Origin of the sequence: Frigoribacterium sp. CG_9.8, assembly GCF_015751965.1 — a bacterium.
Classification (GTDB): Bacteria; Actinomycetota; Actinomycetes; order Actinomycetales; family Microbacteriaceae; genus Lacisediminihabitans.
In genome coordinates, this window is record NZ_JADOVH010000004.1 from 92454 (window position 1) to 114776 (window position 22323).

Genomic DNA, 22323 nt, shown 5'->3' on the forward strand with positions numbered 1-22323 from the left:
GGGCGGGCGCAAACGACGACGGGCCCGGCCGCCCTGAGGTGGCCGGGCCCGTCGCGGGAACGGGAAACTGCGGGCTACGCGAGCACCTTCGGTGCCGAGGTATCGGCCGGAAGCGCGGCCTTCGCCGTGGCGACGAGTGCCGCGAACGTTGCCGGCTCGGTGACCGCGAGGTCGGCGAGGATGCGACGGTCGACACCGACTCCGGCCAGGTTCAATCCCTGGATGAGGCGGTTGTAGGTGAGGCCGTTCGCACGCGAGGCCGCGTTGATGCGCTGAATCCACAGGCGACGGAAATCGCCCTTGCGGGCGCGACGGTCACGGTATGCGTAGACGAGGGAGTGGGTGACCTGCTCCTTGGCCTTGCGGTACAGGCGCGAACGCTGGCCGCGGTACCCCTTGGCGCGCTCGAGGATTACCCGTCGCTTCTTATGGGCGTTGACGGCCCTCTTTACTCTTGCCATTTGTCGTTTTCCTTAGTTCTAGTGCTCGGCGTTAGATGCCGAGAAGCTTCTTGATGGCTTTGACGTTTGCCGGGGCAATGACCTGGTCCTGGTTGAGGCGGCGTTTACGCTGCCCCGACTTCGATTCCAGGTTGTGTCGCATGCCAGCCTGCTGCTTCATGATCTTTCCGCTGCCGGTGACCTTGAATCGCTTCTTGGTGCCGGAGTGCGTCTTCTGCTTGGGCATATCTCTCCTTAGTGGTGCTACTCGTCGGAACTAGTCCGACGTCACATCTGCTGGTGCAGTCTTGGGTGGAACAGCGCGCGGCTTCGGCGCGTTTCCCGGGGTGGGAGCCGGTCGCGGGACCGGCTTGGATGCCGTCGCCGGCGTCGGCTTGGACGCCGCCGGGGTGGGCTTGGATTCAGCGGCTGCAGCGGGCGTTGCTTTCGCGGCAGCGGACTTCGCAGCGGCAGCAGCGGGGACTACCTTCGGTGCTACAGCGGTCTTCGGCGCAGTAGCCGCAGGAGCAGTGGCCGCAGGAGCCGGTGCGGCTGTCGGTGCATCGACAGCCGTGGCCGCCGGGGCGACCGGAGCCTCAGTACGCACCGGAGCCTCAGTACGCACCGGGGCCTCAGTACGCACGGGAGCCGCAGTGCGCACCGGAGCCACCATCGGCTCGAAGGGAGCCTCGGGGCGCTCAGCGCGCGGCTTCGATGCTGGCTTCTTGGCGTCGTGTTCCGCCTTGACTTCGGCCTTGGTCTTGAGCGGTCCGATGACCATGACCATGTTGCGGCCGTCGATCATCGGTGTCGACTCGACACTTCCGAATTCGGAAACATCTTCGGCGAAGCGCTGCAGGAGCCGAACGCCCTGTTCGGGGCGTGACTGCTCGCGGCCGCGGAACAGGATCATGGCCTTGACCTTGTCGCCACCCTGAAGAAATCCCTCGGCGCGCTTGCGCTTGGTCTCGTAGTCGTGCACGTCGATCTTCAGCCGAAAACGCACCTCTTTGAGGATGGTGTTGGACTGGTTGCGCTTGGCTTCTTTCACCTTCTGCGCGGTTTCGTACTTGAACTTGCCGAAGTCCATGATCTTGGCAACAGGGGGCTTGGAATTGGGAGCTACCTCGACCAAATCCAGGTCTGCCTCTTGGGCAAGACGAATGGCGTCTTCAATGCGCACTACACCGACCTGCTCGCCGTTGGGGCCAACAAGTCGGACCTCCGGAACGCGGATTCGGTCATTGGTACGGGGATCGCTGATGCGTAACTCCTTAGTCGGTCGTGATGGCCAGAGTGATCGGCGACGTGCCGGACTCAAGACGACAGGAGAGATTCACGCACCCAGATTTTCGATCTTCATCGAATTCTTCGGCACTGCGACCTGGCAACCCGCACCCCGGTGAAGGGGAACAGGCGGACCGCATCGACCCGGTAACCTCGTCATTAGCAATGTCGAGTAATCACATAGCTAAGCGGTCAAGCGCGGGTGGGAGAATCTCCACTTTCGTTCCGGGACCTTTGCGGGAGCCGGAGCCAGCGATCAGTGTAACAGAGGAAACATTCGATGAGCGAGCAGGATCATTCAGAACCCGGCCACACCCATGAGAACGACGCAGCCCGGGATATCGCGGATGTGCCGGCGATCGAGGTCATCAACACTGTCGCGGTGCATCTGCTCAGTGCCGCGGCCGTCAAGTGCGGTCTTGCGGATGACGCAGACACCCAACTGGACCTTGACGAAGCCCGGAAACTGATCAACGCTCTCGCCGGTCTGATCACTGCGAGCGCCCCCGACCTCGGTGACCAGCACGCGAGAGCGTTGCGGGATGGCCTGCGTTCTGTTCAACTGGCGTTTCGCGAGGCATCCCTGATTCCGGATGCCCCCGGCCTTGGTGCCGGCGAGAAGTGGACCGGCGCGGTCAATTGACCGGCCCCATCCTCTGACCGCCCCTACCCTCCGGCGGGGGCTAGCGCGATTCGTCGTCGAATAGGTTGGGCGGAGCTGGGCGAGAGCGGCGATTCTTGTGCAGGAAGTATCCCCCTACCGCCATCCACACAATCGCGACAACCAGGAACCAGGGCTGTGATGAGGCTCCCGCCAGTATCCCGATGAGCACCACCACGAAGGCCACGTTGAGAAACACGGCGATTGCTCGCGTCGGTCCTCGCTCGCTCGGTGGATCCACTCTGCCCTGATCGTCCGACATCACCACACCACCCTCACTTGGAGTCGTTGGGGTCTCCCCCGACGCGACCGGCGCGCTCCAGCGCCGTGATCGAGGACTGCTCCTCGTCGGTCAGCTCGAAGTCGAACAGGTCGAAATTTTCCGCGATACGGGCACGGGAGTTGGACTTGGGAAACACGATGTGGCCCTGCTGGATGTGCCAGCGCAGCACGACCTGTGCCGACGACTTCTCGTGCGCCGCGGCAACAGAAACGATGAGCGGCATTTCCAGCAGGGGATATTTGCCCTGCCCGAGTGGACCCCAGGCCTCCGTCGCGATCTGGTGAGACGCACCAAACGCCGTGACCTCGGGCTGCTGGTGATAGGGGTGCAGCTCGATCTGGTTGACCACTGGCACCACCTCGGTCTCAGCGAGCAGTCGCGTGAGATGCGGCACAAGAAAGTTTGAAACTCCGATACTCGTGGCCTGTCCGGCACGCTGAATTGCCTCGAGCGCCCTCCACGACTGCACATAGAGATCGCGCGAGGGGGCAGGCCAATGAATGAGATAGAGGTCCACATGATCGAGCCCGAGCTTCTCGAGACTCGTGGCGATAGCGGCGTGAGCTAACTCCGTGCCCTGGTCGGTGTTGTACAGCTTTGTGGTGATGAACAGCTCGTCCCGCGGGATCCCGGATGCCGCGATTGCGCGCCCCACACCCTCTTCATTGCCATAGATGGCCGCCGCGTCGATGTGCCGGTAGCCGATTTCGAGGGCGTCGGTCACGATCCGCTCGGTCTCAGCCGGATCGACTTTGAATACCCCCAGCCCCAGTTGAGGGATGCTGTGGCCATCAGAGAGCGTGATTGCGGGGGTCGTCATGCTTCCATCGTTTCACACCGGGAGAGGCGGAGTCCCCCTGAACGGCACCGTTCGTCTTACCCAGCCCAGTTCGTCGTCAGGAAACCGGAACGTGACGCTCATCCGGACCGTTGTAGAGGCTCAGTGGCCGGATGAGCGCGTTCGAGGCGAGCTGCTCCATGATGTGAGCGGTCCAGCCGGTGATCCGGCTCGCCACGAATAGCGGGGTGAACATCTCTGTGTCGTAGCCGATGAGGCTATAGGCCGGTCCAGAGGGATAGTCGAGGTTGGGCTTGATGTTCTTCGCCTCGCCCATTGCCGCTTCAAGGGTGTCGTAGAGCTCGGCGAGGGGCTGGGCGTCGTACTCCACGATGAGGGTATCGAGGGCCGCCTTCATCGTCGGCACCCGCGAGTCTCCGTTCTTGTAGACCCGGTGGCCGAAGCCCATGATCTTGCGCTTTTCGGCGAGCGCCGTCTGCAGCCAGCCCTCTGCCCGGTCCGCGGTCTTGATCTCGTCGAAGACGTGCATCACGGCCTCATTGGCGCCACCATGAAGCGGACCCTTGAGCGCTCCGATCGCCCCGACGACCGCCGAGTACAGGTCGGCGAGGGTCGATGTGATCACGCGGGCGGTGAACGTGGAGGCGTTGAAGGAGTGCTCGGCATAGAGCACCATCGACACGTCGAAGGCGTTCACGACCACAAGATCCGGCAGTTCACCGAAGGTCATGTGCAGGAAGTTGGCCGAGTAACCGAGATCGTCACGCGGCTCGACCAGCTCCTGGCCGCGCCGACGGCGCTGGTCGTAGGAGACGATCGCGGGGAGCTTGGCCAGCAGGGCAATGGACTTGGCAAGATTCGACTGCGGTGACGCATCCGCCGCACTCGGATCATTCGCACCGATCACGCTCACTGCCGTGCGCACGACATCCATCGGATGCGCGGTGAGCGGCAGATCGTCGATCACCCGCTTCACGGTGTCGTCGAGGGATCGCAGCGACCGCTCGAGTGTCTCGAAGTCGGCGAGCTGGCGCTCATCCGGAAGCTCTCCGTGCCAGAGCAGATAGGCCACCTCTTCGAAGGAACAGTTGGCGGCGAGCTCCTGCACGGGATACCCGCGGTAAAGCAGCGAGTTCGTGTCGGGATTGACCTTGGAAACGGCAGTGAAGTCGACGACGACACCAGCGAGCCCCTTCCGCGGCGCCTCTACCGTGGTGACAGGATCGGTCATTGATTGCTCCTAGCTCGGGGTGGTTCAGTTCAGAGTGAAATTGAAGACGCTGGTGTCGAAGGCGTTGTACGCCTCGTAGTCGAGTAGCTCATAGAGGCGGGCGCGCGTTTGCATGTTCGGCACCTCGGATGTCAGTGAGCCCTCTCGTTTAATCGTATCGAGACCACGCTCCGCCGCACCCATCGCAAGCCGGAGCAGGCTGACCGGGTAGATCACCAGGTTGATGCCCACACCGGCGAGCTGATCATTCGTGAAGAGCTCACTCTTGCCGAACTCGGTCATGTTGGCCAGGATCGGCACATCGACAGCCGCTCGGATCGCCTCGAACTCCGCCAAGTCCGTCATCGCCTCGGGGAAGATCGCGTCGGCACCGGCATCCACCAGGGCCTTGGCGCGGTCGATGGCCACGGCGAGACCATCGATGGCACGGATGTCCGTGCGCGCCATGATCAGCAGGTTCGGGTCGCGGCGGGCATCGACGGCCGCCCGGATGCGCTTGGTTGCCGTGTTCTCGTCGACGATGGCCTTGCCGTCGAGGTGGCCACAGCGCTTCGGATTGACCTGGTCTTCGATGTGGAGACCGGCCACACCGGCATCCTCGAGCTCCTGCACCGTGCGCGCCACATTCATCGGCTCACCGAAACCGGTGTCCGCGTCGACCAGCGACGGCAGATCGGTCGCGCGGCTGATCTGCTTCGAGCGATTGGCTACCTCGGTAAGCGTGGTGAGTCCGATATCCGGCAGCCCAAGGTCGGCGGCGATGACGGCTCCGGAGATATAGACCCCGTCGAATCCCCGGTCCTGGATGAGTTTCGCGCTCAGCGGGTTGAAGGCGCCAGGCACGAGTTGGAGCCGACCGCTGGTGAGGGATGCCCGGAAGGTCGCCCGCTTCTCAGCGGGGGTGACGGTGGAGTACAGCATCAGAAGAGTCCCTTCGGTCCGGCGGCAAGAATACCCGGCTTCGCGGTCACGGTGAGGCCGCCGAGTTCCTCGGCAGTCAGTTCGGGGAGGCGCTGCACGAGACCCAAGAAGCGGTCGATCTCGCCAGGCTCGAGGATCCCGTCGGAGAGCGCCCGGAACTTCGCGATGTACTGCTCGCGGGCAAACGGCCGGGCACCGAGCGGGTGGGCATCCGCCACCGCGATCTCGTCGATGATCGTCGTGCCGTCGGTGAGAGTGATAGCAACGCTGCCACCGAATGCTTTCTCGGCCGGGTCGGTGGAGTGATAGCGGCGCGTCCACTCCGGATCCTCCTCGGTGACCACCCGGTTCCAGAGCGCGACGGTGTCGGCGCGACCCGCACGCTCCGGTGCGTAGGAACGTTCGTGGTGCCATTCGCCGTCCTGCAGCGCAACGGTGAAGATGTACGGGATCGAGTGGTCGAGCGTCTCGCGGCTCGCAGTGGGATCATATTTCTGCGGATCGTTCGCGCCCGATCCGATCACATAGTGGGTGTGGTGTGAGGTGCGGATGATGACACGGTCGATGTTTCCCCCGACGCCGAGGTCCGGGTACTCGCTGTGCAGTTTGCGAGCGAGATCGATCCAGGCCTGCGCCTGATATTCGGCCGAGTGTTCCTTGGTATAGGTGTCGAGGATGCCGCGCTTGGTCTCTCCCGCCTCGGGCAGCGACACCTCGTACTGGGCATCCGGGCCGTCGAGCAGCCAAGCGATCACGCCGTCCTCGCCCTCGTAGATCGGGGTCGGGCTGGTCTGGCCGCGCATCGCCCGGTCGACGGCTTCGACCGCCATCTTGCCGGCAAATGCCGGAGCGTAGGCCTTCCAGGTCGAGATCTCCCCCTTGCGCGACTGGCGGGTGGCGGTGGTGGTGTGCAGTGCCTGCCCGATGGCCTGGAAGATAATCTCGGGAGCGAGCTGGAGCATCGTGCCGATGCCCGCAGCGGCCGACGGGCCGAGGTGGGCGACGTGGTCGATCTTGTGGGCGTGCAGGCTGATCGCCTTGACCAAGTCGACCTGGATCTCATAGCCCGTGGCGATTCCGCGCAGCAGGTCGGCGCCGGTACAGCCCGCATGCTGGGCCACCGCGAGGATGGGCGGGATGTTGTCGCCCGGGTGCGAGTACTCTGCCGCGAGGAAGGTGTCGTGATAGTCGAGCTCGCGAACGGCCACACCGTTCGCCCAGGCCGCCCATTCGGGCCCGAAGCGCCCGGGGATGCCGAAGACAGTCGATCCGGGCTCGTACGGGTGGTCCTCGGCCTGGGCGCGCGCGGCGACGGCCGGTCCGCGGACCAGGGAGGCGGTGGCGACCGCCGCGTTGTCGATCAGCCGGTTGATCACCATCTCCGTCACTTCGGTGGTCACCGCCACCGGGTCTGCTGCGACTTGCGCAATCTTCCAGGCCAGTTGGTCTTCGCGAGCGAGGTTCTCGGAACTCGGGTGGACGCGTACGGAGTGCAGTTTCACTTATGATCCTTTCGGTGCGGGGCCTATCGGGCTCACCGCGGTGTGGAGATTGGTCGGCAGGCTCGCCATCTTCTGGATGTTTCGCAGGGCCTGGTGCAGGTGAACCTGCGTCGCGTGTGCGGCGAGTTCGGCATCCCGGGCGGCAATCGCCTGCACGATGAGTAAGTGTTCAGCGGCAGCCGCGGCCAGTCGCGCCGGATCATCCACCGCCAGGCGACGAACCCGCACGAGGTGGGTGCGCAAGTTTGCCAGTGCTGCAGCGAGATAGGAGTTGCCTACGGCCTCGTCGATAGCCGTATCGAGTCGGGCCACGAGCCCGTAGTAGGCATGCCGGGCCGGGTCATCGCGGTCGAGAAGCTCGTTCACCGCGTCAAACTCGCGTTCGAGCTGTTCGAATACCGCGGTGTCCCCTCGCAGCGCGGCGAGACGCGCGGCCTGCTCTTCGAGCGCCTGTCGCACCTCGAAGATCTCCTGAATGCTCTCGATCGACAGGTCGGTGACGACGAGGCCGCGACCGGACTGGGATGACACGAGTCCGTCGGCCATCAGACGTGCGAGCGCCTCGCGCACCGGGGTGCGTGAGACTCCGAGCCGGGTGGACTGTTCGACCTCTCCGAGCACACTGCCCGGTTGAAGCTCCCACTCCACGATTTCGTCGCGGAGCCTCTGGTACGCCCGGTCGCTTGCGCGTTGCGTGACCGCCATTGCTCCCCTTTATTGCGACAGCATTTCACTGTTCTGTACACATTATGACCCATAACAGCACATATTGACCGCTTCGTGTCATACTTCACCCACCTTCTGTATACAGAATTGGTGTGATGGCTTCAATGGAGAGGTATCCCGTGAGTGCAATAAGCGAGTCGGAATCACGCGTCGGCGGCTATCGGCAGGCCTTCGATCAGAGCGTGAATGATCGCGAAGGCTTTTGGCTCGACGCGGCGAAGCTCATCGATTGGACGACCGAGCCAACCGATGCCCTCGACAGCACCGCCGCGCCGCTCTACCGGTGGTTCGCCGGGGCGGAACTCAATACCTGCTTCAACGCGCTTGATCGTCACGTGCTCGCCGGGCGGGGGGACACCACCGCGCTGATCTACGACTCCCCGGTTGTCGGTAAGAAGAAGCGCTACAGCTATGCCACGCTGCTGGATAAGGTCGCCCGCTTCGCGGGTGTGCTCGCGGATGCCGGTGTCACCAAGGGTGACAGGGTGATCATCTACATGCCGATGATGCCGCAGGCGATCGTGGCCATGCTGGCCTGCGCGCGGCTCGGTGCGGTGCACTCCGTCGTGTTCGGGGGGTTCGCGGCCAAGGAGCTCGCTGCCCGCATCGATGACGCTGAGCCGGTCGCAATCGTGACCGCCACCGGAGGAATCGAGCCGAACCGCGTGGTCGAGTACCTCCCGACGATTGCGACCGCCCTCGAGATTGCCCGTCATCGGGTCGGCACCGTGATCGTGAAGGATCGACCAGAGGTTCCGGGCCGGGCTGTGGATCATGCGTCGGCGGGCACCGCGTGGTGGGACTGGGATGAGCAGTCGCTGACCGCAACGCCACGCGCGGCCGTTGCGGTGGCCGCCACCGATCCGCTCTATATTCTGTACACCTCTGGCACAACGGGCACCCCCAAGGGAATTGTGCGCGACAATGGCGGCCATGCCGTGGCGATGGCCTGGTCGATGAAGAATATCTACGGCGTCGGACCCGGGGATGTCATGTGGACGGCGAGCGACGTCGGCTGGGTCGTCGGCCACTCCTACATCGTCTACGGCCCACTGATCGCCGGAGCGACCACGGTGCTCTACGAGGGCAAGCCGGTCGGCACACCGGATGCCGGCGCATTCTGGCGCGTGGTGTCGGACTACCGGGTGAAGACACTGTTCACCGCGCCGACGGCACTGCGTGCCATCCGCAAAGCCGATCCGCACGCCGCCCTGTCACGCCAGTACGACCTCAGCTGCCTGGACGCCCTTTTCGTCGCCGGCGAGCGCCTCGATCCCGATACCTGGACCTGGGCGACCGCACTGCTCGAGAAGCCGGTGATCGACCACTGGTGGCAGACCGAGACCGGCTGGGCGATCTGTGCGAGCCCGCGCGGGCTGGAGGAGCTACCGCTGCGAGCCGGATCGCCGTCTTTCCCGGTGCCGGGCTTCAACGTAGATATCGTCGACGAGCACGGCCAGACCGTACCGCACCTCGACGAGGGCAATATCGTGATCTCACTCCCACTGCCCCCCGGCACTCTCGCCACGCTGTGGAACGGTGACGAGCGCTATGTGCAGCAGTACCTCTCCGCGTTTCCGGGCCGCTACCTCACAGGCGACTCCGGATACATCGACCGCGATGGATACCTCTATGTGATGGGGCGCACCGATGACATCATCAACGTGGCCGGCCACCGGCTCTCCACCGGGTCGATGGAGCAGGTTCTCGCGCAGCATCCCGCGGTTGCCGAATGCGCGGTGATCGGTGTGCACGATGAGATCAAGGGCCAGAAGCCGATGGGCTATGTCGTTCTCAAGAGCGGCACCGACATCACCGACGACGCCCTCACTGCCGACCTGGTGGCGATGGTACGCGAACAGATCGGGGCGGTCGCCGCCTTCCGTGACGTGGTGGTGGTGTGCGGTCTACCGAAGACCAGGTCGGGCAAGATCCTGCGCAAGACGATGCGGCAGATCGTGAACGGCGAGGACTACGTGGTTCCTCCAACGATCGAAGACACTCAGTCGATCGCCGTGATCGAGGCGACGGTTGAGCGGTAACGACCGCTGCTGATGCCTTCTCTGCCCCGCCCCACGTCATTAGAGTAGGAAGATGCAGGGCAGCCGAGAAATATTCAGCTGGAGGGTCGCACACCTCAAAGCCCTGATAGCGTGCCGCACGGGCGGGTGCCGCGGTGACGTCAACAGCAATCAATCACGGGTGGACGAGGATCTTCACCTGGGTCTCGTTGTGATTGATCAGGGCATCGAAACCCTCGGTGATCAGGTCGTCCAGCGCGATCCGGGCCGTGATGAACGGTTCGAGGTTCACCTTGCCCTGCTGCACCAGTGCAATGGTGGCCGGGTGGTCGTTCGCATAGGCGATAGTGCCGCGCAGGTCGATCTCCTTGAGCACGAGCTTCTGCATATCGACAGTGGCCGGGTGTCCCCAGATCGAGACATTGACGACGACGCCAGCGGGCCGAACTGCATCAAGCAAAGTGTCGAGCACCGCGTTCACACTGGTGCATTCGAAGGCCACATCCACGCCGCGACCTGCAGTGAGCTCACGCACCTTGTCGGCAACGTCGACCTCGCTCGGGTCGAGCACGACGTCGGCGACGCCAGTGCTGATCGCCTTGTCTTTGCGGGCCTGACTGAGCTCTGAGATAAAGACGGTCAGCCCCTCGGCCTTGAGCACGGCAGCCAGCAGCAGGCCAATCGGACCAGCGCCACCGATGAGGGCCACGTCGCCGGCTTTGGCGCCGCTGCGCACGAACGCATGATGTCCCACCGCGAGCGGCTCGATTAGCGCGGCCACATCAAGCGGGATATCACCGATCGGGTGCACCCACCGACGCTCGACCACGATCTTTTCGCTCAGCCCTCCGCCATAGCCGCCCAGACCAATGAAATTCATATCCTTCGAAAGCTGATATTCCTCGCCATCCCCAATCGCCGCATCCGCGCCGATGATGTACGGCTCCACGACCACGTTCTGCCCCACCATCAGGTCGGTCACACCATCGCCAAGAGCGCTGATGGTGCCCGAGAACTCGTGCCCCATGATGACCGGTGCTTCTTCGCCGGAGATGGGATGCGGATGCCCGGGGGCCGGCACAAATATCGGCCCATCAAGATATTCGTGCAGGTCTGTGCCACAGATCCCGCACCAGGCAATGTCGATTGCCACAGTTCCTGGACGCACGACGGGTGCAGGAACATCTTCGATGCGGATGTCTTTTCTGGCGTAGTAGCGAGCGGCTTTCATGCTGATCTCATTCCTGTCCACGGTCGCCATTTTGAGGAGACCTGCCTTCAGGCTACGCCCGAAGGTCGGCGACCTCTCGGGTCGATCCGGTGCCTACTCGTCAGGTGACGCTGCCGCGAGCATGTTGCTTGCGGGCGGTCACGCACTCGCGATCCCACACCGGCGATCACACGCTCGCGATACCACCCACGCGCTGGCGCAGGATCGGCGCGGTGCGATAGGGCACCATCTCCCTCATCGAGAGCGAGACCTCGGTGCGCTGGATGCCGGGTGACGCGAGGATGGCGCCGGCGATGCGGTAGAGATCGTCGGTGTCTTGCGCCACCACCCGGATCATGATGTCGGCGCCCCCCGCGATGCCGTGCACCTCGACCACTTCGGTGATACCGGTGAGGGCCGACTCGATTTCCTGGAGGCGATGCTGGTCGACTCTGGCCGAGACGAAGGCGGTGAGCGGATACCCGAGCGCGCGATGAAGAACCCTCCGGTCCATGCTCCCGAGCATCGAACCGGACTCGAGTCGCGCAAGTCTGGACTGCACGGTGTTGCGCGACAGGCCGAGACGCTGGGCGAGCTCGACACCGGAAAGTCGGGCATCCTCGCTGAGCGCCAGGAGGATGCGGGCGTCGGTACCGTCGAGGTCTTGCATGTATCCCAGTCTGGCACGGTTTGAGCGGTCTGCACTGTGCAATATGCGCAATACACACTGCATAGGTTGTGCAGTCACGCGACAGGGCGCACGATTCAAGGACAACTCGTCAATACTCGCGAGTTGGATTGCACGCGTCAGATTCACACTGGCACCGATTTACGTCACACCCACACACGTCACACTCACACACGTCACACTCACACACGTCAACGAGGACGGTCGTCATGAGCATCGCATCGATTGAAATCACCGGGCACGCCGAGGCGGTTGCGCTCCTGCCAACCACGGGCGGCGATCTGATCCCCCATCCCATCTTCTCCACCTATGTCAGTGACGTCGGAGACATCGAACTGGTGCAGATGTACACCGATCTCGTGGTCGCGCGCCGCATCGATACCGAAGCAACCGCACTCCAGCGCCAGGGCGAGCTCGGCCTCTGGGCGCCGATGCAGGGCCAGGAGGCGGCGCAGGTGGGGTCGGCCCGCGCGCTGCGCGCCAGCGACTTCGTGTTCGGCAGTTACCGCGAGCATGCCGTCGCCTATTTGCGCGGCGTCGATCCCACGATGATCCTGAAGTTATGGCGCGGATCGACCCACTCGGGCTGGAATCCCTACGAGGTCAATATGACCACGCCGGCGATTGTGGTCGGCTCGCAAATGCTGCAGGCGGTCGGCTACGGCATGGGGATCCTCCGCGACCGCTCCGATGACATCGCCATCACGTATTTCGGTGACGGCGCCACGAGCCAGGGAGACTTCTCCGAGGCTCTCGGATTCGCCGCAAGCTTCGCCGCCCCCGTCGTCTTCTTCTGCCAGAACAACCAGTTCGCGATCTCTGCGTCCGTCGCGGTGCAAACCACCGTGCCGATCGTGCAACGCGCCGCCGGTTTCGGCATCGAAGGGGTGCAGGTCGACGGCAACGACGTGCTCGCCGTGCTCGCCGTGACCCGGTACGCGGCCGAGCGTGCGCGCAACGGCGACGGGCCAACCTTCATCGAGGCGGTGACCTATCGCATGGGGCCGCACACCACATCCGACGACCCGACGCGCTACCGTGACGCCGAGGAGGTCGCCCGCTGGAAGGAGCGGGATCCGATCGACCGCCTGCTGCGCACGCTCGAGCATCGCGGGCTCGCAACACCGCAGATGCTCGCTGACACAGAGGCGACCGCACGCGACTTCGCCGCCTCCCTGCGCGCGGGATGCATCGGCACTGTCGAGCCAGCACCAGAGTCGATCTTCCAAAACGTCTACGCGGAACCGCACTCGCTGATCGACGAGGAGCGGGCAGAGTTCGTGGCGTACCACGGCATTCTCGAGCCAGGCAGCCCCGAAATAGGCAGCCGCGAAATTGGCAGCCCCGAGACGACAGCGGGTGCCCGATGACCACACTCTCACTTGCCAAGGCGATCAACGCCGGGCTCCGGCGATCCCTCGGCTCCGACGACCGGGTCATGCTGATGGGCGAAGACGTGGGGGCGCTCGGTGGAGTCTTTCGCGTGACCGACAAGCTGCAGGCCGAATTCGGTCGGGAGCGGGTCTTCGACACCCCCCTCGCCGAGTCGGGAATCATCGGCACCGCGATCGGTCTTGCGATGCGCGGCTACCGACCGGTCTGCGAGATCCAGTTCGACGGCTTCATCTACCCGGCATTCGACCAGATTGTTTCGCAGCTCGCGAAGATCCACAAGCGCACCGACGGAGCCGTCACTGTACCCCTCACGATCCGGGTGCCCTATGGCGGTGGAATCGGTGCCGTCGAGCATCATTCCGAGTCACCGGAGGCATACTTCGCGCATACCGCAGGCTTGCGCGTCGTCTCCTGTTCATCGGCGGTCGACGCGTACGGCATGATCCAGCAGGCAATCGCCTCCGATGACCCGGTGATGTTCTTCGAGCCGAAGCGCCGCTACTGGGACAAACAGGATGTCGACCTCGATGGCATCCCGACGCTGGGCCTGGATGACGCTCGGGTGGTGACCGAGGGCACCGATCTCACCGTGGTCGCCTATGGACCGATGGTGGCAACCGCGGTTGCTGCGGCACGTGAAGCGGCGACCGAGGGCACCTCCGTTGAGGTCATCGACCTGCGGTCGCTCTCCCCCATCGACTTCGACACCATCGAACGCTCGGTCGCGAAGACCGGGCGGCTTGTCGTTGTGCACGAAGCACCCGTGTTCCTCGGCCTCGGCGCAGAGATCGCCGCACGCATCTCGGAGCGTTGCTTCTGGATGCTCGAATCCCCGGTTATCCGGGTGGGGGGCTATTCCACGCCGTATCCACCATCCAAGGTCGAGCAGTACTACCTTCCCGACATCGACCGGGTGCTCGACGCAATCGACCGAAGCCTGGCGGTGCAGTGATGGCCACCGATTTTCTGCTTCCCGACCTCGGCGAAGGACTCACCGATGCCGAGATCGTGCGCTGGCTGGTCAAAGCGGGTGACGAAGTTATCTTGAACCAGGTGATCTGCGAGGTGGAGACGGCCAAGGCGCTGGTCGAACTGCCGTCGCCGATCGTGGGGATCGTCGCGTCGCTGCGCGTCGCTGAAGGCGAGACGGTCACGGTGGGATCGCCCATCATCAGCTTTGGAGTCGCGGGAACTGGTGCTCCCGGTGCCGATGCGGATGGGGCCGCCCCCGAGGCCTCAGAGGTGCTCGAAGCAGGCGCCGAGCCCGAAGAAGACGGCCGGTCGAACATGCTCGTCGGGTACGGTCCCGGCGAGCATGACCAGCGGTCAGGGCGCCGTCGCCGACGCGCCACACAGGCCGCTGCTCCGGCCGTTGCTCCGGCCACTTCTCCGGCTGCTGCCTCCGCTCCTGCGGCCGCGCCCGCACCTCTCGCACCTGCATCTCTTGCGCCTGCGGCTGTCGGGCCACCTGCGACAGGTCATTCGGCTGCCCACACCCGCGTGCTCGCCAAGCCGCCGGTCCGAGACCTAGCCAGGCGTCTCGGACTCGACCTCGCCACCGTGGTCGGCACCGGATCGAACGGCGCGGTAATCCGTGCGGATATCGAAGCTGCCAGTGCTTCCGGGGCATTGCCCGCTGTCACAGCCAACACAGCCACCACAGCCGATGAAACCCGCGTGGCAATCAGCGGGGTGCGCAAACGCACGGCGGCCGCAATGGTGTCCAGTGCGTTCACCGCACCGCACGTCACTGAGTTCGTCACCGTGGATGTCACCCCAACGGTCGAGCTGGTGGAGCGCCTGCGCGCGCATCCGGCGTTCGAGGGGGCGAGGGTGACAGCGCTGGTGCTGATCGCCAAGGCGCTTGCGATCGCGACGGTGCGGCATCCGGAACTCAATACGCGCTGGGATGAGGCCGCCCAGGAAATCGTGACCTACCGCCGGGTCAATCTCGGCATCGCCGTTGCGACTCCGCGGGGACTCATGGTGCCGAACATCCGGGATGTCAATTCGCTTACACTCCGAGAGCTCGCCGATGCCCTGTCCGGTCTGGCCTCCCGAGCCCGCGACGGGAAGACGGGTGTGGCTGAGCTCTCAGGCGGCACGATCAGCATCACCAACATCGGAAGTTTCGGCATCGACACGGGCTCTCCCATCATCAACCCCGGCGAGGCGGCGATACTGTGCACCGGCGCCATCAGGCGCCAACCCTGGGAATTCCAAGGAAAAATCGCGCTGCGCTCGGTGATGACACTCAGCCTCTCGTTCGATCATCGGCTCGTCGATGGCGCCGAAGGGTCTGCCTTCCTCGCTGAAATCGGCCGCATCCTGGCCGATCCCCTCGAACTCATCGCCCTCGGATAGGAACAGCATGCACATCACGGACACGGTAGCCATCGTCACCGGCGGAGCCTCCGGCCTCGGACTGGCCACGACACGCGCGCTCACCGCGGCAGGGGCACACGTGGTAATTCTCGATCTTGTCGCCCCGACCGAACCACTGGAAGACACCACCTCCCTCACCGCGGACGTCACCAGCGAGGCGGATGTCGCGGCTGCGGTGGCCCGTGCCACGCAACTCGGCACACTGCGCATCCTCATCAACTGCGCCGGCATCGCCCCCGCGAATCGCGTCGTCGGACGAGACGGCCCGGTCGCTCTCGAACTGTTCGAGCGAGCCATCCGGATCAATCTCATCGGCAGTTTCAATGTGCTGCGACTGGCCGCTGCTGCCATGCAGCAGAACGAGCCGATCGACGGCGAGCGCGGCGTCATCGTGAACACCGCCTCCGTCGCCGCGTTCGACGGGCAGATCGGACAGGCCGCGTACTCAGCGTCCAAGGGCGCAATCGCGGCGATGACCCTGCCGATCGCGCGGGAGTTCGCCGCGACCCTCATTCGCGTCATGACCATCGCGCCGGGAATCTTCGAGACTCCGATGATGGCGGCGATGAGCGAGGAAACAAGACTCTCCCTCGGAAGCCAAGTGCCCCATCCGGCTCGTCTCGGACTGCCAGCCGAATATGCGGCACTCGTGCGGCACATCGTGGAGAATCCCTACCTGAACGGTGAGACGATCCGTCTCGACGGTGCCATCCGGATGATGCCCCGATGAGCGTCGATACCGCGGCCCGCGACGTCGCACGGGTTGAGACCACGGCGACTGTCGATACCGAGACCGATACCGAGACCACCGGCACAGCGAGCGAGCACGCCCGCCGACCGCGCCCCTCCGACGACTTCCTCGATTACCGCGGCTTGCTCACACCGTCGGAGCAGCGGCGCCTCAGCTACGCAACCGAGATTTTCGACCGCGAGGTGCGCCCGGTGATCGGTGCACACTGGGATGCCGCGACCTTCCCCTTTGAGCTGCTGCCGACCCTTGCCGGGCTTGACCTCATCGGCATCCCCGCCTCCGGTGGCAGCCACCTTCTTCGGGGCTTCCTTCACTTGGAACTGTCGCGGGTCGATATGTCGGTGTCCACTTTTCTCGGGGTGCACTCCGAACTCGTCACCGCCGCTATCGACCGGCTTGGCTCAGACGAGCAGCGTGAACGACTGCTTCCCGGGCTGCGCGACCTTTCCCGCATCGGAGCCTTCGCCCTGACCGAGCCAGACCACGGGTCGGACATCTCGCGGTCGATGGCCACCAGCGCCACCCGCCGCGGCGATACCTGGAGTATCTCCGGCGCCAAACGCTGGATCGGCAACGGCACAATGGCCGACCACATCATCCTCTGGGCGCGGGATACTGCCGACGGCGAGATCAAAGCCTTCATCGTTGACCGGGACACCCCGGGGCTGCGCACAGAAAAGATCGAGAACAAGATTTCGCTGCGGATTGTGCAGAATGCGGACATCCTGCTCGATGACGTGCGCGTTGACGAATCGGCGCGACTGCCCGGAGCGAGCTCGTTTCGTGATGCGAGTGCGCTCCTGACCGACTCCCGGGTGTGGGTCGCGTGGCAGACCGTCGGCCTGCAGTTCGCCGCCTACGATCATGCGCTCGCCTACGCGCTGGAGCGGCGCCAGTTCGGCAAGCCGATCGCGTCATTCCAGCTCGTGCAGGAGAAGCTCGTGCGCATCCTGGAGAACACCACTACCTCGCTCGGCACAATGGTGCGCATCGCGCAGCTCCAGCAGAATGGTGCCCTGCGCTCCGAGCACGCGGCGATGGCCAAGGCTTCCGGCAGCGCACGCATGCGCGAGTCAGTGGCAATGGCCCGCGGCATCCTCGGGGGCAATGGCATCTCGACCGACTTCGGAATGGCGCGAATCTTTGCAGATGCCGAAGCGGTCTACAGCTACGAGGGAAGCTACGAGATCAACACCCTTCTGGTGGGTCGGGCGATCACCGGGATCTCCGCTTTCGAGTAGCACGGGCCTGCGAGCGGTGCTCCTCTGAATCCTCGGTACGTCGCGTTGTCACAGGCTTGTTTCGCCTCGACTTTCGGCCAGAAGCCGACTAGCGCTGCATCGAGCGCAGCGCGGGTACCGGGTGCGCAAGTTGGCCGCCGTGGCAACCGGGTGGCTCGTGCCAACACCCCGTTTGTACTGTGCGGTTCGTCCCCGGTGTGCGCACCGCCCTCGCGGCGAAAGTGGCGGCCGCCGCCGCAGAGATGCGTAGTGGTGACACAATCGCTCAGCCAACCAGGCGGGCACAGAGCGCCCTGCCCGGTGCTCGTGCTCGTGCTCGAGCTCAGGCTTGAGGGGGACTGAAGGGGGTGCTGCGCCCCGAGTATTTCTGGCCAGCTCTCGAAGCTGGAGAACGCCAGGGGTCGTCCGGATCGGTGCCATGGCCACGGTATCCGCGCGTGCTCGGCCGATACCGAGTCGGCAGCGACTCCGTTGGCTCGCGCCAGCCAATTCGCCGATTCCAGCGACGCTTCAGGCTTTTGACCTCCCGGGTAAGCAGCGCCACGAAGTCATCGTTGAGCCGATACCAGCGATTAGGCCAGTCGTCGTTTATCTCTACGAAATCGTGATCTCGGAGCAGGCGGAGATGGTGCTGAACCGCCGAGCGGCCGACTCCGAATTCGAGCATAACAATCGCTTCGAGATCACCAACGATATGTTCACCGCTGGCGAGGATCTCGACGATGCGCCGTCGAACCGGCTCGGCCATCACTTCGTAGACATGCATGCAACCAGTGTTGTCAGTTGCGACTGATGTCAGTGCCAACTGACAACACGAATAGCGAACTGCGTCGCTAGGAGCGATGGTGAAGGAGCGGTCGGTAGAATTAGACACCCATGACTGAATCGACTTCGGAGGCGACCACCGACTACCGAATCTCTTATCCGGAAGAGCTTCCGGTCAGCCAGCGCCGCGAGGACATTGCCGCCGCAATCCGCGACCGCCAGGTGGTGATCATCGCCGGAGAGACCGGGTCGGGTAAGACCACGCAACTGCCGAAGATCCTTCTCGAGCTGGGCAAGACGAGCATCGGCCACACCCAGCCGAGGCGCATCGCGGCACGCACGATCGCCGAGCGCATCTCCGAGGAACTGGGCACACCCCTCGGCGGGCTCGTCGGGTATCAGGTGAGGTTCACCGACACCGTTGGTCCCGACACCCGGATCAAGCTGATGACCGACGGAATACTGCTCAACGAAATCCACCGGGACCGGCTTCTGCGAAAGTACGACGCGATCATCATTGACGAGGCGCACGAACGCAGCCTCACCATCGACTTCCTGCTCGGCTACCTCAAGCAGCTCATGCCGCAGCGGCCCGACCTCAGCATCATCGTGACCTCTGCGACCATCGATCCGGAGAGCTTCTCGCGTCACTTCGCTGATGCCGCGGGCGTCGGTGCTCCCATCGTGGAGGTGAGCGGCAGAACTTTTCCGGTGGAGGTGCGGTATCGCCCGCTCGTGGCCGAGGCTGCGATTACCGACGAAGAGAATGCCGACGATGACGCTGAAGAGGAAGCAGATCTGGATCCGATGGAGGGCATCAACGCCGCCCTCGACGAACTCGCCCGCGAATCGAACGGTGATGTGCTGGTTTTCCTTAGCGGAGAGAACGAGATCCGGGATGCTGAGGAAGCGATCGGCGGCCGCAACCTGCCCTTCACCGAAGTGCTGCCTCTGTACGGTCGACTGAGCTCCGCCGACCAACACCGCGTTTTCGAGACCGGGCGAGCCCCCGGCATCCGGCGTCGAATCGTGCTTGCCACCAATGTGGCCGAGACGAGTCTTACCGTGCCAGGCATTAAATATGTGATCGATGCGGGGACAGCGCGCATCTCGCGCTACAGCGTGCGCTCCAAGGTGCAGCGACTGCCGATCGAGGCGATCAGCCAGGCCAGCGCCAACCAGCGATCGGGCCGAAGCGGCCGCACGAGCGACGGTATCGCAATCCGCCTGTACTCCGAGCAGGACTACATACGTCGGCCGGAATATACCGAGCCAGAGATACTGCGCACAAACCTCGCCGCTGTAATTCTGCAGATGATCTCCCTCGGGCTCGGCGACATCGCGAACTTCCCCTTCCTTCAGCCCCCGGACTCGCGCGGCATCAAGGACGGGCTCGACCTGTTGCGTGAGCTTGGTGCCGTATCAAGTACAAGCCCTAGCACCGGTACCGGCACCAGCACCAGCACCCCCACCATTACCCGCATTGGCAGCCAGCTCACCCAGTTGCCGATCGACCCTCGACTGGCCCGGATGGTGGTGGAGTCGAAGCAGCACTCAGTCACCCGCGAGGTGATGGCGATTGTTGCCGGCCTCAGCATTCAGGATCCCCGAGAGCGACCGCTCGAGAAGCGACCGCAGGCCGACCAGGCACACGCCCGCTTCGTGGATCCGACGAGCGACTTTCTCACACTTCTCAATCTCTGGAATTACCTGCGGGAGAAGGAGAAGGAGCTCAGTGGTAACCAGTTCCGTCGCCTCTGTCGCAGCGAATACCTCAACTATCTGCGGGTTCGGGAGTGGAAGGATGTCTTCCGCCAACTCGAGCGGATGGCGAAGCCGCTCGGGCTCGTAGTCGGCGGTGCGTCGACGAATCCGAACGGCATCCACCGCTCGATTCTTGCCGGATTGCTGAGCCAGCTCGGTATTCGGGATGCGGTGAAGAGAGATTACATCGGTGCCAGACAGGTGCGGTTCAGCGTGTTCCCCGGCTCCGCGCTGGCGAAGAAACAGCCAGCCGAGGTGATGAGCGCCGAGCTCGTGGAGACGAGCCGGCTGTTCGCCCGGACGAATGCGGCCATCGACCTCTCCTGGGCTGAGCCCATTGCCGGCGACCTGGTGAAGCGCAGCTACAGCGAGCCGCACTGGGAGAAGAAGCAGGGCTCTGCCGTCGCGTGGGAACGGGTGACCCTCTACGGCGTGCCGATCATTGCGCGCCGGCGGGCGCAGTTCTCGAAAGTCGATCCGGCGTATGCGCGCGAGCTGTTCATCCGTCACGCGCTGGTGGATGGCGACTGGGATATCGATCGCATCGACAGGCGGGTGAGTGCCTTCGACCGTGCCAACCGCACGTTGCGAAAAGAACTTGCGGAACTCGAAGAGCGCACGCGTCGACGCGATCTGCTCTACGACGACGAAGCCGTGTTCGACTTCTACCAGCGACGAATCCCCGCCGAGATCACCAGCCAGAAACTATTCGAGACCTGGTGGCGTAAAGCGCGCCTGACGACTCCCGAGTTGCTCACCATGACGGCCGAGAACCTGATCGATGAGGACGAGGCTGCCCCGGTGGCCGAACTCGTGGAGACCTCCTACCCGAAGATCTGGAGGCAGGGCGACCAGCAGCTGTCACTCAGTTACCGGTTCGAGCCGGGCAGTGACGACGACGGCGTAACGGTGCAGGTGCCGATCGCCCTGCTGGCTCGACTGACCCCGGAAGGCTTCGACTGGCAGGTACCCGGCTTTCGGGAGAAGCTCGTGACGGCGCTGCTCAAGTCGCTGCCGAAGGCGATCCGCCGCAGCGTGGTGCCGGCGAACGACTGGGCCAAGCGGCTGCTCGCCGAACTCCCCGACTCCAGCGAAGAACTTCCCGACTCCAGCGCCGGACGCTCCCTTCGCGCGGCTCTCGCCGCGACGATCACCCGCATCACCTATGTGCCGGTGGCCGTGGCCGATTTCGACGAGTCCCGCATCCCTCCGCACCTGCGCATGACCTTCGCGGTCATCGATGAGCGATCGCGCACGGTCGCGAGCGGCACCGACCTGCGTGCACTGCAACAGCAACTGGCCACCACGGTGCGAGAGAGTGTGGCGCGGGCATCCGTGACACCGCGCAGCAATCTGGAGCGAGCGGGACTCACTGCCTGGGACTTCGACGAACTGCCTCGCACGCTCGACACGAAGCAGGGCGGCAACACGATCCGGGCCTATCCAGCCCTCGTCGATGACGGGGCGAGCGTGTCCATCCGGCTCATGACGACACCCGGTGACCAAGCGAGAGAGCACCGGCGAGGAGTGCGGCGGATGCTTCTTCTCGCCATCCCCTCGCCCGTGTCGTACGCGCAGGATCACCTCACCCAGACCGAGAAACTCACCCTCGCGCAGAGTCCGTACCGCACGACCGCCGAGCTCTTCGCAGACTGCATGGCTGTATGCATCGACACCGTCGCGGAAGCCCGGGAGATCTGGACGCGCGCGCAGTTCGAAGCCGTCCGCGATGAGATTTCCGCCACCATCATGGACTCCCTGTTTCAGACGGTCTCACTGCTCACGAAAGTGATCGCCGCATCGCGTGATGCCGAGAAAGCGATTAAGGCGGCCTCGAATATCGCCATGCTCAGCCCGCTTGCGGATGCCCGCGAGCAGCTGTCAGCGCTCGTCTTTCCCGGTTTCGCCTCGCAAACGGGCCTCATACAGTTGCGCCGAATGCCGGTGTACCTCGCCGGAATCGTGCATCGGATCGGCAAGCTCGGCGATAATCTGGGCCGCGATCGAGTCTGGATGACGGAAGTGCAGACCGCAACAGCTCGCTACGAGCTCGCCGGTGGTCGTCTGCCACTCGCACCGGACTCGACGGTCCCTCTCGTTCGAGCACGCTGGCTGATCGAAGAGTTGCGACTCAGCCTGTTTGCGCAGCACCTCGGAACGGCCGAGCCGGTGTCGTTGCAGCGGATCGTCCGGGCGCTGTCGGCGTAGGGCGTCAGCACCACGTGTCAGCGCCGCGTGTCAGTACTACGAAGC

At 64.2% G+C, this 22323-nt stretch carries 19 protein-coding genes and 1 pseudogene; 8 read left to right on the forward strand and 12 right to left on the reverse strand.

Translation table 11 applies throughout. From position 1 onward, the window contains the following. Window positions 1-74: 74 nt before the first annotated feature. From rplT to infC, 3 genes and pseudogenes are all read right to left on the reverse strand, one after another. Complete coding sequence (gene rplT / locus IWX88_RS09730; RefSeq protein ID WP_185201498.1) at window positions 75-461, reverse strand: 50S ribosomal protein L20; 387 nt, start codon at window positions 459-461, stop codon at window positions 75-77. Between the two features lie 31 nt (window positions 462-492). Beyond that, entirely contained in the window at window positions 493-687 is a 195-nt protein-coding gene (rpmI, locus tag IWX88_RS09735) for a 50S ribosomal protein L35 (RefSeq protein WP_196829774.1), read from the reverse strand. 447 nt (window positions 688-1134) lie between these two features. Beyond that, window positions 1135-1704: pseudogene (infC, locus tag IWX88_RS13915) on the reverse strand (translation initiation factor IF-3); the annotation flags it as partial. 303 nt (window positions 1705-2007) lie between these two features. Here infC and IWX88_RS09745 point away from each other — a divergent pair. Further along, entirely contained in the window at window positions 2008-2370 is a 363-nt protein-coding gene (locus IWX88_RS09745; RefSeq protein WP_196829776.1) for a DUF1844 domain-containing protein, read from the forward strand. Between the two features lie 40 nt (window positions 2371-2410). On the opposite strand, the gene IWX88_RS09750 is transcribed toward IWX88_RS09745, so the two are convergent. The 6 genes from IWX88_RS09750 to IWX88_RS09775 all read right to left on the reverse strand — a co-directional run bounded on the left by IWX88_RS09750 (window position 2411) and on the right by IWX88_RS09775 (window position 7829). Beyond that, window positions 2411-2653, reverse strand: coding sequence for a hypothetical protein (locus tag IWX88_RS09750; protein ID WP_196829778.1), 243 nt, complete (start codon window positions 2651-2653; stop codon window positions 2411-2413). 10 nt (window positions 2654-2663) lie between these two features. After that, the gene (locus tag IWX88_RS09755) at window positions 2664-3491 is read right to left on the reverse strand and encodes an aldo/keto reductase (RefSeq protein ID WP_196829780.1); all 828 of its coding nucleotides are present in this window, start codon (window positions 3489-3491) and stop codon (window positions 2664-2666) included. Between the two features lie 76 nt (window positions 3492-3567). Further along, entirely contained in the window at window positions 3568-4701 is a 1134-nt protein-coding gene (locus tag IWX88_RS09760) for a bifunctional 2-methylcitrate synthase/citrate synthase (RefSeq protein ID WP_196829782.1), read from the reverse strand. Window positions 4702-4725: 24 nt separating this feature from the next. Beyond that, window positions 4726-5622, reverse strand: a complete 897-nt coding sequence (prpB, locus tag IWX88_RS09765) for a methylisocitrate lyase (RefSeq protein WP_196829784.1) — start codon at window positions 5620-5622, stop codon at window positions 4726-4728. Then, complete coding sequence (locus tag IWX88_RS09770; RefSeq protein WP_196829786.1) at window positions 5622-7124, reverse strand: MmgE/PrpD family protein; 1503 nt, start codon at window positions 7122-7124, stop codon at window positions 5622-5624. Before IWX88_RS09770 ends, prpB begins: the two co-directional genes overlap by 1 nt. Then, window positions 7125-7829, reverse strand: a complete 705-nt coding sequence (locus tag IWX88_RS09775) for a GntR family transcriptional regulator (RefSeq protein WP_196829788.1) — start codon at window positions 7827-7829, stop codon at window positions 7125-7127. Window positions 7830-7969: 140 nt separating this feature from the next. Here IWX88_RS09775 and IWX88_RS09780 point away from each other — a divergent pair, with 140 nt between their 5' ends. Further along, window positions 7970-9892: a propionyl-CoA synthetase gene (locus IWX88_RS09780; RefSeq protein ID WP_370568292.1), complete on the forward strand. Its 1923-nt coding sequence runs from the start codon at window positions 7970-7972 to the stop codon at window positions 9890-9892. 154 nt (window positions 9893-10046) lie between these two features. Here the strand turns inward: IWX88_RS09780 and IWX88_RS09785 are convergent, their stop codons facing one another. Then, window positions 10047-11102, reverse strand: coding sequence for a 2,3-butanediol dehydrogenase (locus tag IWX88_RS09785; protein WP_196829790.1), 1056 nt, complete (start codon window positions 11100-11102; stop codon window positions 10047-10049). 166 nt (window positions 11103-11268) lie between these two features. Next, window positions 11269-11751, reverse strand: coding sequence for an Lrp/AsnC family transcriptional regulator (locus IWX88_RS09790; protein ID WP_196829792.1), 483 nt, complete (start codon window positions 11749-11751; stop codon window positions 11269-11271). A 227-nt stretch (window positions 11752-11978) separates the two neighbouring features. On the opposite strand from IWX88_RS09790, the gene pdhA reads away from it, so the two are divergent. The 5 genes from pdhA to IWX88_RS09815 are packed head-to-tail and all read left to right on the forward strand — an operon-like array spanning window position 11979 to window position 17541. Beyond that, complete coding sequence (pdhA, locus tag IWX88_RS09795; RefSeq protein ID WP_196829794.1) at window positions 11979-13139, forward strand: pyruvate dehydrogenase (acetyl-transferring) E1 component subunit alpha; 1161 nt, start codon at window positions 11979-11981, stop codon at window positions 13137-13139. Continuing rightward, window positions 13136-14116: an alpha-ketoacid dehydrogenase subunit beta gene (locus IWX88_RS09800; RefSeq protein WP_196829796.1), complete on the forward strand. Its 981-nt coding sequence runs from the start codon at window positions 13136-13138 to the stop codon at window positions 14114-14116. Before pdhA ends, IWX88_RS09800 begins: the two co-directional genes overlap by 4 nt. Next, window positions 14116-15528: a dihydrolipoamide acetyltransferase family protein gene (locus IWX88_RS09805; protein ID WP_196829798.1), complete on the forward strand. Its 1413-nt coding sequence runs from the start codon at window positions 14116-14118 to the stop codon at window positions 15526-15528. Before IWX88_RS09800 ends, IWX88_RS09805 begins: the two co-directional genes overlap by 1 nt. Window positions 15529-15535: 7 nt before the next feature. Further along, window positions 15536-16279 (forward strand): SDR family NAD(P)-dependent oxidoreductase, encoded by a 744-nt coding sequence (locus IWX88_RS09810; RefSeq protein ID WP_196829800.1) that lies wholly within the window; start codon window positions 15536-15538, stop codon window positions 16277-16279. Then, on the forward strand, window positions 16276-17541 hold the full coding sequence (locus tag IWX88_RS09815) for an acyl-CoA dehydrogenase family protein (protein WP_196829802.1): 1266 nt from the start codon (window positions 16276-16278) through the stop codon (window positions 17539-17541). The genes IWX88_RS09810 and IWX88_RS09815 overlap by 4 nt, the downstream gene beginning before the upstream one ends. 322 nt (window positions 17542-17863) lie before the next feature. Here the strand turns inward: IWX88_RS09815 and IWX88_RS14265 are convergent, their stop codons facing one another. Then, on the reverse strand, window positions 17864-18307 hold the full coding sequence (locus IWX88_RS14265; protein WP_196829804.1) for a metalloregulator ArsR/SmtB family transcription factor: 444 nt from the start codon (window positions 18305-18307) through the stop codon (window positions 17864-17866). Between the two features lie 110 nt (window positions 18308-18417). Here IWX88_RS14265 and hrpA point away from each other — a divergent pair, with 110 nt between their 5' ends. Further along, the gene (hrpA, locus tag IWX88_RS09825) at window positions 18418-22278 is read left to right on the forward strand and encodes an ATP-dependent RNA helicase HrpA (RefSeq protein ID WP_196829806.1); all 3861 of its coding nucleotides are present in this window, start codon (window positions 18418-18420) and stop codon (window positions 22276-22278) included. The last annotated feature ends 45 nt before the right edge of the window (window positions 22279-22323 follow it).